Source organism: Arthrobacter sp. StoSoilB20 (assembly GCF_019977295.1).
GTDB classification, from domain to species: domain Bacteria; phylum Actinomycetota; class Actinomycetes; order Actinomycetales; family Micrococcaceae; genus Arthrobacter; species Arthrobacter nicotinovorans_A.
Genome location: NZ_AP024651.1, coordinates 4,346,439 through 4,359,682, shown reverse-complemented (window position 1 = coordinate 4,359,682; position 13,244 = coordinate 4,346,439). Strand labels below are relative to the sequence as shown.

14 protein-coding genes are annotated in these 13,244 nt (G+C 63.8%); 9 read left to right on the top strand and 5 right to left on the bottom strand.

Annotation, left to right across the window (positions count from 1 at the left end):
* Nucleotides 1-71: 71 nt before the first annotated feature.
* Nucleotides 72-566, bottom strand: coding sequence for an FBP domain-containing protein (locus LDN85_RS19840; RefSeq protein ID WP_223943922.1), 495 nt, complete (start codon nucleotides 564-566; stop codon nucleotides 72-74).
* 492 nt (nucleotides 567-1,058) lie between these two features.
* Between LDN85_RS19840 and LDN85_RS19835 the strand changes: the two genes are divergently transcribed.
* The 7 genes from LDN85_RS19835 (at nucleotide 1,059) to LDN85_RS19805 (ending at nucleotide 8,405) form a co-directional block, all read left to right on the top strand.
* Complete coding sequence (locus tag LDN85_RS19835; protein WP_026542708.1) at nucleotides 1,059-2,129, top strand: iron-siderophore ABC transporter substrate-binding protein; 1,071 nt, start codon at nucleotides 1,059-1,061, stop codon at nucleotides 2,127-2,129.
* Nucleotides 2,130-2,133: 4 nt separating this feature from the next.
* The gene (locus LDN85_RS19830) at nucleotides 2,134-3,261 is read left to right on the top strand and encodes an iron chelate uptake ABC transporter family permease subunit (protein WP_223943921.1); all 1,128 of its coding nucleotides are present in this window, start codon (nucleotides 2,134-2,136) and stop codon (nucleotides 3,259-3,261) included.
* A 65-nt stretch (nucleotides 3,262-3,326) separates the two neighbouring features.
* Nucleotides 3,327-4,364, top strand: a complete 1,038-nt coding sequence (locus LDN85_RS19825) for an iron chelate uptake ABC transporter family permease subunit (RefSeq protein WP_223943920.1) — start codon at nucleotides 3,327-3,329, stop codon at nucleotides 4,362-4,364.
* Between the two features lies 1 nt (nucleotide 4,365).
* The gene (locus tag LDN85_RS19820) at nucleotides 4,366-5,190 is read left to right on the top strand and encodes an ABC transporter ATP-binding protein (protein ID WP_026542711.1); all 825 of its coding nucleotides are present in this window, start codon (nucleotides 4,366-4,368) and stop codon (nucleotides 5,188-5,190) included.
* A complete protein-coding gene (locus LDN85_RS19815) occupies nucleotides 5,187-6,239 on the top strand; it encodes a siderophore-interacting protein (RefSeq protein ID WP_026542712.1) in 1,053 nt (350 codons plus the stop codon). Before LDN85_RS19820 ends, LDN85_RS19815 begins: the two co-directional genes overlap by 4 nt.
* A 457-nt stretch (nucleotides 6,240-6,696) precedes the next feature.
* A complete protein-coding gene (locus tag LDN85_RS19810; RefSeq protein WP_223943918.1) occupies nucleotides 6,697-7,527 on the top strand; it encodes an SGNH/GDSL hydrolase family protein in 831 nt (276 codons plus the stop codon).
* 47 nt (nucleotides 7,528-7,574) lie between these two features.
* Nucleotides 7,575-8,405 carry an SGNH/GDSL hydrolase family protein gene (locus tag LDN85_RS19805; protein WP_223943917.1) on the top strand — a complete coding sequence of 277 codons (831 nt, stop codon included), beginning with the start codon at nucleotides 7,575-7,577 and terminating at the stop codon, nucleotides 8,403-8,405.
* Here LDN85_RS19805 and LDN85_RS19800 read toward each other — a convergent pair.
* A complete protein-coding gene (locus LDN85_RS19800) occupies nucleotides 8,381-8,668 on the bottom strand; it encodes a YciI family protein (protein ID WP_223943916.1) in 288 nt (95 codons plus the stop codon). The two genes, LDN85_RS19805 and LDN85_RS19800, sit on opposite strands and share 25 nt — an antisense overlap.
* Before the next feature lie 68 nt (nucleotides 8,669-8,736).
* On the opposite strand from LDN85_RS19800, the gene LDN85_RS19795 reads away from it, so the two are divergent.
* A complete protein-coding gene (locus tag LDN85_RS19795; protein WP_026542716.1) occupies nucleotides 8,737-9,216 on the top strand; it encodes a MarR family transcriptional regulator in 480 nt (159 codons plus the stop codon).
* A gap of 53 nt (nucleotides 9,217-9,269) precedes the next feature.
* A complete protein-coding gene (locus LDN85_RS19790) occupies nucleotides 9,270-10,034 on the top strand; it encodes an SGNH/GDSL hydrolase family protein (protein ID WP_026548416.1) in 765 nt (254 codons plus the stop codon).
* A gap of 44 nt (nucleotides 10,035-10,078) precedes the next feature.
* Here the strand turns inward: LDN85_RS19790 and LDN85_RS19785 are convergent, their stop codons facing one another.
* The 3 genes from LDN85_RS19785 to LDN85_RS19775 are packed head-to-tail and all read right to left on the bottom strand — an operon-like array spanning nucleotide 10,079 to nucleotide 12,892.
* Nucleotides 10,079-10,870, bottom strand: a complete 792-nt coding sequence (locus LDN85_RS19785; RefSeq protein ID WP_223943915.1) for an FAD:protein FMN transferase — start codon at nucleotides 10,868-10,870, stop codon at nucleotides 10,079-10,081.
* Nucleotides 10,854-11,435 carry an FMN-binding protein gene (locus LDN85_RS19780; RefSeq protein ID WP_223943914.1) on the bottom strand — a complete coding sequence of 194 codons (582 nt, stop codon included), beginning with the start codon at nucleotides 11,433-11,435 and terminating at the stop codon, nucleotides 10,854-10,856. The genes LDN85_RS19785 and LDN85_RS19780 overlap by 17 nt, the downstream gene beginning before the upstream one ends.
* Complete coding sequence (locus LDN85_RS19775; protein WP_223943913.1) at nucleotides 11,432-12,892, bottom strand: ferric reductase-like transmembrane domain-containing protein; 1,461 nt, start codon at nucleotides 12,890-12,892, stop codon at nucleotides 11,432-11,434. Before LDN85_RS19775 ends, LDN85_RS19780 begins: the two co-directional genes overlap by 4 nt.
* Between the last annotated feature and the right edge of the window lie 352 nt (nucleotides 12,893-13,244).

The following is a 13,244-nucleotide window of genomic DNA, read 5'->3' as shown; positions in this document are numbered from 1 at the left end:
CAACGCGGGGTCACTTGTGGCCCCTCGGGGAGTGCGAAAGGGCCATTAGTGACCCCGCGTTGCTTCAGGTCCTACTTCGCGCGGACGCGGTCCAGGAACTGTTCGGTCCGGGCTTCCAGCCCTGCGATTTGTCGAACAACGACGGCGGCCGGGTCCGGGTTGATCTCGTTGGCGGGCGGTTCCTTGCGCACGTTGGCGCTGCAACCGAACTCGGCGCAGATCAGGGTTCCCACGGTGTTCCCGTCCTTGCCGGATTGTCCGGCCTTCTTGGCAACCCACAGGTAGACGTCATCCTTGGAGAAGACATCGCGGCACAGTTCGCACAGCACCACGCGCCTCTTTCCGGATCCACCTTCGGGGGCACGGAGCATGATCCCGGTGAGCTTTCCCCGGTGCTGAACCACGAGGTACCCGCGCTGGGGCATCTTTTCGTCCTGCCAACCCAGGAACTCCAGGTTGTCCCAATTGATGGTTTCAAAGTCGCGGGGGAGATTGAGCTTGGCCGCCTCGGAGCGACTTGCATTGATGAAGGATGAGCGGATCTGTTGGGCAGTAATTTTCTGCATGGCAATGCTTCTTTCGGAAATGGTCGACGTCCGCGCGGAGTTTGGGCGCGCGGGAAATGGCAGAAGTCGTCGGTCATCCGGGAAGGCAGGCGCAACAAAGGGACCCCGAAATTCGTGGTGTCCGGGAGATGAGCCTAGGAAGATACCGACGGGCGGGGGAGTGCCAAGCAGGCCAAAGCGGCCACCTCGCCAACCATGGCTGCGGCAACTGAAACAGTGCGCACGCTCATCCCCTCGTTCGATTCCTTTGGAAGCGGTAGTCCGCTGCCGCTATCTTCCCAAAACCCGAGGGGAGATGTCCACTGAGTGAGGGTTGGGCTGAAGGGCGGGTGATGTGAGCGAGGGTTGGGCTGAAGGGCGGGGGATGTGAGCGAGGGTGTGATCTGCATCCCATTTTGCCCACGAGGTGGATTACGTGACGCAAACGTTTCTTAATTATCCAGAGGGTAGGCTAGCCTTACTTAGGTTCGCATCACTTACCTAAGGAGTACCGTGGCATCCCTTCTCCCACGCCGCGCCCTGCTGAAAACTGCAGGTACCGCGACGGCCGCCCTGGCCGCCGTCGCCCTTTCACTCACTGGCTGCTCCACAGGCCCGGCAACCACATCGCCGGCATCCGAGCAGGCTGAGTCCGCTGCTTTCCCGGTGACCATCAAGAACGTCTTTGGTGAGACCACCATCAAGGAACAGCCCAAGCGCGTAGTCACCGTCTCGTGGGTCAATGATGACGTCGCGATCGCCCTGGGCGTTGTCCCGGTTGGCGTTCCCAAGAACGAGTGGGGCAACAATGACAAGGGCTCCACCCCTTGGAAGGACGCTGCACTGGAGAAGCTCGGCGCCGGCTTTGGTACCGACAAGGCTCCGGTCCAGTATTCCGAGGCAGACGGCATCAACTTCACCGAGATCGCCAAGCTCAGCCCCGACGTCATCCTGGCCGCGTACTCTGGCCTGGAAGAGGCTGACTACAAGAAGCTCAGCGAAATCGCCCCCGTTGTGGCGCAGCCGGAGTTGTCCTACGGTACGCCGTGGCAGGAAAGCACCACCATCATCGGCAAGGCACTGGGCAAGGAAGCCGAAGCCAAGAAGCTGGTGGAGGACACCGAAGCCACCATCAAGGACAAGGTCTCCAAGTACCCGCAGATCAAGGACAAGACCTTCATCTACGGCAACCTCGAGCCTGCCAAGGGTGACGGTGCCAACGTGTACACCGCCATCGACAACCGCCCCCGCTTCCTCTCCGAAATCGGCATGAAGCTGGCACCGGTCGTCACGGAAAACACCAAGTCGAAGACGGAATTCTTCATCCCGTGGTCCGCTGAGAAGGCCAACGAGCTCGAATCGGACATCTTCGTGACCTGGGTTCCGGACGCCACCACCGCCGACGCCGTCAAGGCCGATCCTCTGCTGGGCCAGATCCCGGCGATCAAGAAGGGCGGCCTGGTTGCCGATTCGGACCAGACCCTGACGCTCTCCATCTCCGCTTCTTCGCCGCTGAGCCTGCCGTGGGCACTGGATACCTTCCTGCCGAAGCTGGGTAGCGCAGCGGAAGCCGTGAGCAAGTAACACCATGAAAATGAGTACGACGACGGCACTCCAGGGGCGGGGCAGCGGCACTTTGGTGCCGGCTGGCCCTGGAGGCACCCCTGGCGCTTCGGCATCCGGAGGGGGAACCGGGACTCGCCGCAGCGAAGGCAACCGCAGCGCAGGCAAGCGCACCGCCTGGTTGCTGGTGGCCGTCGTCGTACTCGCCGCAGTCTGCGCCGCATCCCTGGCGGTCGGCGCCCGAGGGCTTCCCCTTAATACTGTGTGGGAAGCCCTCACCAACTTCAATCCGGCCGACGGCAACCACGCTGTGGTGATCGCACGGATTCCGCGGACGATACTGGGCCTCCTTGCCGGGGCAGCGCTCGGCCTGGCCGGGGCTGCCATGCAGGGCGTGGCCCGCAACCCGTTGGCTGATCCGGGCATCCTGGGCCTGAACGCCGGCGCGGCCCTGGCTGTGGTTGTCGGCATTTACGTCTTTGGTATCGGCTCCTTGACCGGCTACATCTGGTTCGCTTTCATCGGGGCCGCAGTGGCCGCCGTCGTGGTTTATGCCGTGGCGTCTTTGGGACGTGACGGTGCGACGCCGGTCAAGCTCGCCCTGGCGGGCGCAGCGCTGAGCGCCGGCCTGGTTTCCCTGACGAACGTGATTCTGGTTTCCAGCCAGGACACCCTGGACCGCTTCCGTTTCTGGCAGGTGGGCAGCATTGGTGGGCGTGACTGGTCCGTGCTGCTGCCTGCCCTGCCCTTCCTGGCCGTTGGCGCGATCATCGTCCTTGGCGGCGGGCGCATCCTGAACAGCCTGGCCCTGGGTGACGACATTGCCCGCGGCTTGGGCCAAAACGTTGTCCTGGCCCGTGCCATCACGGCGCTGGGGATTGTGCTGTTGTGTGGCTCGGCCACTGCTTTGGCTGGTCCCATTGGCTTCGTAGGCTTGGTGGTTCCGCACGCCGTCCGCTTGTTGACCGGGCCGGATTACCGGTGGATCCTGCCGTTTTCCCTGGTGTCGGCTCCCATCCTGCTCATCACCGCCGACGTCATTGGCCGCGTGATCCTTCTTCCGGGCGAAGTTCCGGCCGGCATTATGACTGCGATCGTGGGGGCGCCGGTGTTTGTCTGGCTCATCCGCCGTGGAAAGGGGGCAGGGCTGTGACCGTCCTTAAATCCGCCCCCGAGCTGGCACTTAATGACAATGTTTCCCCCAAACACCCTCATAAAATGCCACTTTGGCGAGTGCTGAGCCCCACGTTCTTCCTCGCGCTGGCACTCGTGGCAATGTTCGCCGTCTACGTGCTCCTGGGCAGCTACACGGTGACCATCCCGGACTTCTTCACCATTGTGATCAACCACCTCACCGGTGGCGAAAAGATCCCCGGTGCCAGTTTCATCGTCATGGAGCACAAACTGCCCAGGGCGATGGTTGGCACCATGATCGGCGTGGCTTTCGGGCTCGCCGGTGCACTCTTCCAGACCATGCTGCGCAACCCCTTGGCCAGCCCGGACATCATCGGCATCAGCTCAGGTGCCAGCGCGGCAGCTGTGACGGCAATCGTGATTTTCGGCGCCTCCGGAGCCGTTGTTTCCGGTGCTGCGCTGATCGGAGCGCTTGGTGTCGCGGCCATCATCTACGCGATCTCCCGCAGCGGTTCGGGCGCGGGTGGAGGGAACCGCGGAAACGCGGCAGGCAACCGCCTCATACTTGCCGGCGTGGGCATCGCCGCCGCCCTTCACGCAGTGGTCAACTTCCTGATGACCCGGGCGGACGTCCGCACTGCCGCCGACGCCCTCATCTGGCTCAACGGCTCGCTGAATACCGCTACCTGGGACCGCGTGGGCGTCCTGACGGTCTCGCTGCTGGTCCTCATCCCGGCCGTGATCGCCCTGGCTGGCCCGTTGCGCATCCTCGAACTCGGTGACGACGCCGCCGCCGGCCTGGGAATCCGGGTCAACGCCACGCGGCTGGGACTGGTACTGACCGCCGTCGGGCTTGCCGCCGTCGCAACCGCTGCCGCCGGCCCGGTAGCGTTCGTCGCATTCCTGGCCGGACCGATCGCCCGCCGCATCGTCCGCAAACCCAGCCTTCCGGCGTCGGCCCTTACCGGTGCGCTGATCGTGTTGCTCGCCGACTTCCTTGCCTCCAACATCGCCCCCGTCATCCTCGACGGAACCGTCCTCCCTGTCGGCGTCATCACCGGCGCCCTGGGTGCACCCTTCCTGCTGTGGCTGCTGGTCACATCGAACCGAAAGGAGGCCTGAGATGGCCGTCCTTAATGCCAAGGACCTCACGCTCCAATACGAGGCACGCAAGGTAGTAGAGGGACTCTGCACCGAGATCCCCGAAGGCAAAGTGACCATGATCGTAGGTGCAAACGCCTGCGGCAAGTCCACTCTCCTGCGGGGTTTGTCGCGGCTCCTCAAACCCGCCGGCGGCGCCGTGACCCTCGACGGCAAGGACATCCACACCCGTCCCGCCCGCGAACTTGCCCGGACGCTCGGCCTCCTTCCGCAGCATCCCACTGCCCCGGACGGCATTACCGTGCGGGACCTCGTGGGGCGTGGACGGTACCCCCACCAAGGCTTCTTCCGCAGCTGGTCAGCCGCCGACGACGCCGCGGTGCAGCGCGCGCTGGACGCAACGGACACGCTGGAACTCGCTGAGCGGAGCATCGACGAACTCTCCGGCGGACAACGCCAGCGCGTATGGATTGCCATGGCTCTTGCCCAGGAGACCGAGGTCCTGCTGCTGGACGAGCCCACGACCTACCTTGACCTTGCCCACCAAGTGGAAGTCCTGGACCTCATTACCGACCTCAACCGCAGCCGCGGCACCACAGTGGCGATCGTGCTCCACGACCTCAACCTCGCCGCCCGCTACGCCGATCACGTCATCGCCATGAAGGGCGGATGCATCGTTGCCGAAGGTCCGGCCCCCGTCGTGGTCACCGAGGAACTCGTTTTCAACGTGTTCGGCCTCGAATCCCGGGTGGTGATGGACCCCATCTCAGGCACACCTTTGATCGTCCCTATCGGACGCCACCACGCACGCACCGCTTCAACCAACGAACTGGAGATCGCTTCATGAGTGCACAACCCACGAAGGCAACAACGAGTGCCGTGGAGCCCATGACCCTCGCCTTCGACGTCACCGTAACGGCGGTGCAGGAGCTGAGCCCGAACTTCCGCCGCATCACCTTTGGCGGTTACTCGCTGCGGGGATTCGGCGTCGCCGGGGACACCCTGGACCTGCGCGTGAAGCTGATGATTCCCTCCTTCGACGCTTCCGGCAACGCCATTCCCTTGCCTCCCTTCAGGATGGAAGAAGCAGGCTGGTACCAGGAATGGTTGGCCATGGATCCCTCCATCCGAGGTGACATGCGTACCTACACCGTCCGCTCCGAGCGCCTTGACGCTGTGTACCCGGAGATCGACATCGACTTCGTCATGCACTTCGACGACGCCGGAAACGGCGGACCCGCCGCCAACTGGGCCCTTGCGGCCAAACCCGGGGACGCACTGACCATCATCGGCCCCAACAACCGTGCTGCGCAGTGCACCACGGCCGGTGCCTACGGTGGCATCGAATGGCGTCCCGGCATGGCCCAGCGCGTGCTTCTCGCCGGCGATGAAACAGCTGTCCCCGCCATCAGTGCCATCCTTGAAAGCCTGCCCGCCGACATGACCGGCCATGCCTTCCTTGAAGTGCCGGAAGCCGGCGACTTCCAGGACATCTCCACGGCAGCCGACATCGAAATCACCTGGCTAGCCCGCGGCGCAGCCATCGGACGCTCGCGTCCCCACGGCGAACTCCTCAAAGAAGCCGTGGCCAAGGCCGTGCCCGTGCCCGGTTGGGTAGGCATCAAGGGCGCAGGCACCGCCGCCGGACCCGAGCCCGAAGACGTCAACGTGGACCAGGACATCCTCTGGGAAACCCCCCAGCGCATGGACGCAGCAGCCATCGAAGCGTCCAAGAATCCCACCTTGCCCGCTGGTGCCTTGCCGTTCTACGCGTGGATCGCCGGCGAAGCGTTCGTGATCAAGGAAATGCGGCGGTATTTGGTGCGCGACGTTGGTATTGACCGGAAGCAGGTTGCTTTCATGGGCTACTGGCGCCGAGGCAAAGCGGAGGGCTAAGCCGAGTCTGCATCCTCTGAGGGTTATAGGGCCGGAGTCGCAGCGGCGGGTGCGCTGTGGGCGGGTCCGCCGTGCCGGGTCCGCTGTGGGCGCGTCCGTCGTGGGCGGGGCCGCCGAAGCGGCGGTTTTGCCGTCGCTTAGACACGCCCCAGAGGTGGCGGTACGGTCGCTGGGCGACCTCCCCGCCACGATGGGGCGCGATGCGCTCCTTTGCAAAACCGTCGCTGCGGCTCGTGCGCACCTCACCTTTCGACGCTCTCTCACTTCCCCCTTGCTTGGCGCCGACGCTCTATCTCTTCCCCCGTGCTTGGGGGCGACGCTCTTTCACTTCCCCCGTGTTTGGGGGCGACGCTCTATCACTTCTCCTGTGATAGCGGCCGACGCTCTATCACTTCCCCCTTGGCTTGTTCACTTGGGGTTGGCTCTGGCGTAACCGGGGGCCGGTAGCTTCGGTGGGGTGCGGGAGGAATCCGGGGTTGGGAGCAGGGCTCGACGGCGGTTTGTCGCCCTCGGTGACTCCTTCACCGAGGGCGTGGGGGACCCGAGCAAAGTCCTGCCGAACGGGGTGCGCGGATGGGCCGACCGGGTGGCCGAGAAGTTGGCTAAGGCGCAGCCCGGCTGGGAGTACGCCAATCTGGCTGTGCGCAGTAAGAGGCTCCGGCACGTCATCGATGAACAACTCGAACCGGCGCTTGCCATGGAGCCAACGCTCATCACGCTTTACGCCGGCGGCAACGACATCCTCGATTTTGGCACCGACATGGACGCACTCCTCAGAGACTATGAGTCGCTGGTTGCCCGGTTGAGCGAAACCGGTGCCACCTTGGTCCTCTTCACGGGGTTCGACGTCAAGGTTTCGGCGGTCCTGGAGCCCTTCAAGAAGCGCAACACCCTTTACAACCAAAGGGTTCGTGAGATCGCCGCCACTTACGGCGCAGTCCTTGTGGACTATTGGTGCTTCGATGCCTACAAGGACTCGCGGATGTGGGCCCCGGACCGGCTCCACATGTCCAAGGCGGGCCACAAATATTTGGCCGCCCAGGTTTTGGACCACCTCAACGTCCCACACAAGATCTCCCCAAAGGAGTGGGATCCGCCCACCCGCATTTCCGTCCGTGAATGGGAACGGAAGCAGCGACGCTGGGTCAACGACTGGGTGGTCCCGCTGTTCGGCCGGAAACTGCGCGGGGTCACCCTAGGCGACACACTGAGCCCGCGCTGGCCCCACCCCGTCGAGGTCCCGCGGAAGGGCGGCTTGAAAAAGCTCATGGAAGAGGCCACCGAGTGACGGAGCAGACCAAGTGAGGGAGCAGACCCAATGACGGAACAGACCAAGTGACGGACCAGCTCAGGTTTGTCGCCCTCGGAGACTCGTTTACCGAAGGCGTAGGCGACCCCGACCCCAGGCTTCCCAACAACTGCCGGGGCTGGGCAGACAGGGTGGCCGAAGAACTGGCGCGGCAGGACCAATCCGTCCGATACTCCAACCTGGCCATCCGCGGCCGCCGGCTCCAACAGATCATTGACGAACAAATCGATCCTGCGCTGGCCATGAAACCCACACTTGTCAGCTTCTATGCCGGCGGCAATGACCTGCTCATGGCAAGGCCCAACCTGAGCAGGCTCATCCGGACTTATGAGGATGCAGTGCAGAGGATCGTGGCCAGTGGAGCCACGGTCCTGCTGTTTACGGGTTACAACGTTCCTCTTTCGCCCTTGCTGGAGCCGCTCAAGGTCCGCACGGCAACCTACAACCGCAGCATTCGGCGCATCGCGGCTGAATACGGAACGTTGCTGGTGGATTACTGGTGCTTTGAGAAGTTCCAGGATCAGCGGATGTGGGCCCCGGACCGATTGCACATGTCCACTCCGGGCCACAGCTATATGGCCAAAAAAGTCCTCGAGGTCCTTGGTTCGCCTCACTCGCTCGAGACACCTGTGCTCGCAGCTCCCCGTCCGCGGACCTTTACGGAAAACATCGCCGACGACGCCGCTTGGCTGAGGCGCGACGTCGGGCCTTGGTTATCACGCCGGCTTCGCGGCGTATCCAGCGGCGATCACGTGGGCGCGCGGTGGCCTGACCTCATGCCGGTGGTGCTACCCGAGCGGCTGGGGATGGCCGATGCGAAAGCGCGGGTCCCTCAGCTGTCCAGCAGGTTCTCGTAGCCTTCCGCCACGCTGGTTGCCGTGAATTCGATGATCTCAAATTCGGCTACACCGTTGCTGTAGAACGGGTCCTGCGCCAGGGAAGCATCCAGGGTTGCCCGGTCCACTTTGGACAGCAGCACGCCGCCCGTGGCTGGGACGCGACGTCCGGACGCAAGGAAGACACCGGCGTCGAACGCGTCCTTAAGCCAGGCCATATGGCCCTGGCGGTGGAAGTCGACGATTTCGTCGGGAACTTTGTAGGTCAGTGAGACTACGAACATGCCGTCAGCCTATCGGTTGGGCCCGAGCGCGGACCTAAGGAAGCTGTGAATTCTCCTAAGATGGGTTCATGACTCAACCCCGCTGGCTGAACGCCGACGAACGCCGTGCCTGGCTGGCCCTGCTGAGCATCAACACCTTGCTTCCCTCGGCGTTGGACACCCAGCTTCAGTCGGCCGGCAAACTGTCCCTTTTTGACTACAACGTGTTGGCAATGCTCTCCGAAACGGAGGGCCGGTACCTTCCCATGAGCGAACTTGCCGCGCGTACGAGTGCCTCCCTGTCGCGCTTGTCCCACGTGGTGACCAAGTTGCAGAAACGTGGCTGGGTGGAGCGGCAGGCGCATCCCGGTGACGCCCGGGTGACCGTTGCGCACCTCACCGAAGCCGGCATGGCAACGATCGTCGACCTCGCACCGGGACATGTGGAATCCGTGCGGACCCTGATGCTGGATTCCCTGACGCCGGACGACGTGGCGGACCTCGCCCGGATCGGTGAGAAAATTGTGGCCCGCCTGGACAACAACCACTGGATCCTCCGTGACTCGTGACCCGCTCCAGCGGTGCTTTGTAGCCCCGGACGTTGAAGTGGCAGACTGACGGCATGGATTTTTCTGCCCGTTACGTTGCCCTGGGGGACTCGTTCACTGAGGGTGTCGGAGACGACGATCCCGGCCGTCCCAACGGTGTCCGCGGCTGGGCTGATGTCCTGGCCGGACAGTTGGCCCGCACCAACGAGGACTTCGGGTACGCCAACCTCGCCATTCGCGGCCGGAAGCTCCGCCAGATCATGGCTGAACAGGTGGATGCCGCCGTCGCCATGAAACCTACGTTGGTGACCCTTTACGCAGGGGCGAACGACATCCTTCGGCCCAAGATCGATATTGACTCGCTTCTTGAGGAGTACGACGCCGGTATCGCCAAGTTAAGCGCGACGGGCGCCACCGTGGTCCTCTTCACGGGCTTTGACGCCAAGGGCTCGAAAGTCTTCAGCGCCATGCGTGGCCGCACCGCGATCTACAACGAACTGGTCCGCGAAATCGCCGAGGACCACGGAGCCTTGCTGGTGGATTACTGGCGCTTTGACGAGTACGACGACTGGCGCCTCTGGGGAGAGGACCGGATGCACATGTCCACCGCCGGCCACGTGAACATGGCAAGGCGGGTGCTCGATGTCCTGGAGCACGAGCACGCGATCGAGGTGCCGGAACTTGCGCCCATCCGTTTGGCCAACCGGGTGGAAACGTTGAAGGCCAATGCCCGGTGGGTCAAGGAATCTGCGGCTCCCTGGGTATCGCGCCGCCTGCGGGGAGTATCTTCCGGGGACAGCCTCAGCCCCAAGTACCCCGAACTCATCCGGCCGCTTTAGGACCCCAGTGCTTTTGGCCTCGCTTCCTCAAGGCCGCGGACGGCTTACGCCGCGGCCCGAAACTCCGGCGTGGCCAGCAAAGTCCCGTCGGAGTTGACCGCAAGCACGCCCACGCCCCATCTTTCAACGGCTTGATCCAACGTCCGCGTGCCGCCTGCCACGATTGCAGTCGCCAACACGTCGGCTGTCACAATATCCGCTGCCGCGACTGAGACCTGGATGAACCCGGACCTGTTCCCGCCGACGGCCCAAATGTGGTGGCCCCGTTCCGCCGAGCCCGAAGTAGCCAGGGCGTTTGCCGATTCCAACGGGAAGGCGCCCAGCAGAGCCCGTCGATCCAGCGGATCCACAATCCCGGTGAGCCATGGCTCCTGTGTGGCGTGTCCAGGGTGTCCGCTGACCAGCACATCCCCGCCGGCGTTCAAGCACCAGTTGTGCAGCCCCAGCGCACCCAGGGATAGAGCCGCTTCGCGGGCAGCGTGGGCTTTCACGATTCCCGAGAGGTCCAAAATGCCGTCCGGACGTTCTGCGCTGAAAGCACCCTCTGTCGCCAAACGCCATTCCGAGGCCTCGGCGTAAAGGTCCTGCATACTCCCGGATGCGTAAGCCAATGTGAGTTCACCACGGGCCAGCCTGCTCGCTTCGGAAGCGGGCCGGTACAGGCTGAATGTGCGGTCCAACTCGGTGAAAACTCCCTGAACAACCTCGACGGCGGACTCCAATTCGTCCTGCGCGGCATCGGCCCAGGTGCTGCCCGCCACCGTCAGGCTCACCACAGTGCCCATGCTGCGGAACGTCCGCGCACGCAGCTGTTTTCCGCTAGAAGTTGGCTGCATCGAGGGCTGCCTGGAGGGAAGTGAGGTAGGCGTCGCTGGTCACTGTGGCCCCGCCGATGGTCTGGACATTGGCTGACTGGGCTTGAAGGACTTCGGACCGCAGCACCGGGGCTGCACGGCTGCTGATCTGGGCTGACTTCCGTTCCGCATCAGTGAGCTGCAACGCCGTGACCTCAGTGATCCTGCCGTCCTGGATTGTCACCTGGACCTGGACTGTACCGAAGCGTGTCTGGACTGACGCGCCGTCGTACGTGGCCGCCGTCGTGCTGGTTCCTTGATTGCCGGTGCCGGTGCTGCCGGTGCCGCTGCCGCCGCTGTTGCCGCCGGCGCTGCTGCCGGTGCCGCTACCGCCGCTGTTGCCGCCGGCGCTGCTGCCTGTATTTCCACTGCCGCCGCTGCCTGTGTTTCCGGAGCCGTCGCCGCTGGCGCCGCCTGTGATGGAACTGCTGCTCAGGCTGGTGGTGGTCGCCGTGCCGGTTTCGGCCACGTGCGCGCCGGACTGCCACCCGGCAAGGAGGATGCCCGCCGACGCAACCGCGGTTGCCAGTGCTGCCCGTATTCTCACCAGTCAAACCTTTCGTAGTGGAGTTGCTCTGCGGGGACGCCGGCCGCTTGCACGTCCCGGATGAGGGAATCGGCCCAAAGGGTTGGACCACAGACGTACACATCGGCGTCCGCGATTCCGGGGACGTAGGAGGTGAGCGTGAACCCGGACTGGACGGCCGGTTCAGGAAGCCACGAGTGGTGCCCCGCGGATCGAGGACCGGTCAGATGGTGGAGCGTTGCGCCCCGTGCCTGGCAAAGGGCCATGATTTCGTGGCCGAGGAAGAGCTCGGATTCGTCGTGGCCGCGAAGCAGGACCGTTGCGCTGCCCGGTTCGAAGGGGGTTGACTCCAGCAGAGACCGCAAGGGGGTGATGCCAATGCCTGCACCGATCATCACCACTTTGTTCCTGGACCGCGCGGCGGTGCTGAAGAGTCCGTAGGGTCCTTCAACAGCTACCTTGGTGCCGGGCTTGATCTGGGCGAGCCGGGCAGAGCCGTCGCCGAGGTTTCGGACGGTGATCCGCAACTTCCCCGGAGCCGTGGCCGATCCGGGAAATGGTTCCGCGGACAGGCTGAACGGGTGCGGCTGCCACCAGTGGCCCGATGCCAGGAAGCGCCAGAAGAAAAAGCGACCACCTGTACCGGACAACCGCCCAAGGTTGCGGCCGGTCATCTCGATGCTGAAAACGTCCGCGGAAACGCGGACCACCCGGCTGACGGTGAGCTGATGCCGGAAACTGGAGGCCAGCGGTTGGTACACCCGGTAGAAGAGGAGGGCTGCGCCGGTAAAGACGCAGAGCGCCAGCCAATACCAGCGCTGCCAGGTGCCCTCGGCGAAGAGCCCGCCGACGCTGAACTGGTGGGGGATTGCCGTTCCCACTGCGGCATAGGTCAGCAGGTGTATCGCGTACCAGAACTCGTATGGGTACTTGCGGCGGACCGCAACCAGCGACGAAACCACCACTGCGATGAAGAGTGCCATGGAGACGAATGCAAGCCACATGTCTGGGACGCTGGTCCACAGCGACACCGCCTCACTGAGTGGGTCCAGTCCTTCAGCTGCGCCGTATCCGATCACCAGCAGCAGCCCGTGTGCCAACAGCAGATAAAGGGCGGGCTTGCCCAGCTTCTTATGCACTTCCAGCGCGCGATCGTGGCCTATGGCGTTGTCGACAAACGGGATCCGGGCCGCCAACAAGAGCATCAGCAACACAAGGTCCATGCCAATCAGGCCGGCCATGATGCCCAACCCGGTCATGGTTCCCGCGAACGAGGAGAACCCGTCGGCGCCGCCGTCGGCCAACCACAGTGCCACCGCCGCAGCACCTGAAGACCATGCAAGGAAACCCAGGATATCGGCCCGGGCCAGCCGCCGACGTGCTTGGGGACGGAAGCGCTCGACGGCGGTCTGCGCCTTCCGCGGGACCGGCACCTGGGTGCCTTCCGTCGTCGATTTCGGGGTCAGTAGCGAGGTCATGTCCTAAGACTCGCCCCGCATCCTTTCGTTCTGCTGTGAAAGAGCTATAAGAGGCGTATGATGCCGGATTGGTCTTAATTTGGCCTGACCCGTAGAATAGTTAGGCGCTAGGTAGTGCGGTTCGTGTGCAATTGCTCCGGTTGTTGGTGACTGTCGGTTTTCCCGACATCCCGGTGGCCGGTAGTTAGGGGCTCAAGTTGCGTGCATTCCTGTATTCGCCCGGTATCCCAGGACCTGTTCCAGTGTTCATCACTGTCCGGCCCTGAGGCCAACCTTCTTCGCCGCACTTGCTGCGGAAACTACCGAAATGGTTTGGACCCGGATGCGGACGCTGCCTGTCGCACGGTAACGC

Excerpts from the sequence above, each read along its gene's own strand:
- LDN85_RS19840 (WP_223943922.1), bottom strand. The coding sequence starts at position 566 with ATGCAGAAAATTACTGCCCAACAGATCCGCTCATCCTTCATCAATGCA.
- LDN85_RS19830 (WP_223943921.1), top strand. The coding sequence starts at position 2,134 with ATGAAAATGAGTACGACGACGGCACTCCAGGGGCGGGGCAGCGGCACT.
- LDN85_RS19825 (WP_223943920.1), top strand. The coding sequence starts at position 3,327 with ATGCCACTTTGGCGAGTGCTGAGCCCCACGTTCTTCCTCGCGCTGGCA.
- LDN85_RS19820 (WP_026542711.1), top strand. The coding sequence starts at position 4,366 with ATGGCCGTCCTTAATGCCAAGGACCTCACGCTCCAATACGAGGCACGC.
- LDN85_RS19815 (WP_026542712.1), top strand. The coding sequence starts at position 5,187 with ATGAGTGCACAACCCACGAAGGCAACAACGAGTGCCGTGGAGCCCATG.
- LDN85_RS19800 (WP_223943916.1), bottom strand. The coding sequence starts at position 8,668 with ATGTTCGTAGTCTCACTGACCTACAAAGTTCCCGACGAAATCGTCGAC.
- LDN85_RS19795 (WP_026542716.1), top strand. The coding sequence starts at position 8,737 with ATGACTCAACCCCGCTGGCTGAACGCCGACGAACGCCGTGCCTGGCTG.
- LDN85_RS19790 (WP_026548416.1), top strand. The coding sequence starts at position 9,270 with ATGGATTTTTCTGCCCGTTACGTTGCCCTGGGGGACTCGTTCACTGAG.
- LDN85_RS19785 (WP_223943915.1), bottom strand. The coding sequence starts at position 10,870 with ATGCAGCCAACTTCTAGCGGAAAACAGCTGCGTGCGCGGACGTTCCGC.
- LDN85_RS19775 (WP_223943913.1), bottom strand. The coding sequence starts at position 12,892 with ATGACCTCGCTACTGACCCCGAAATCGACGACGGAAGGCACCCAGGTG.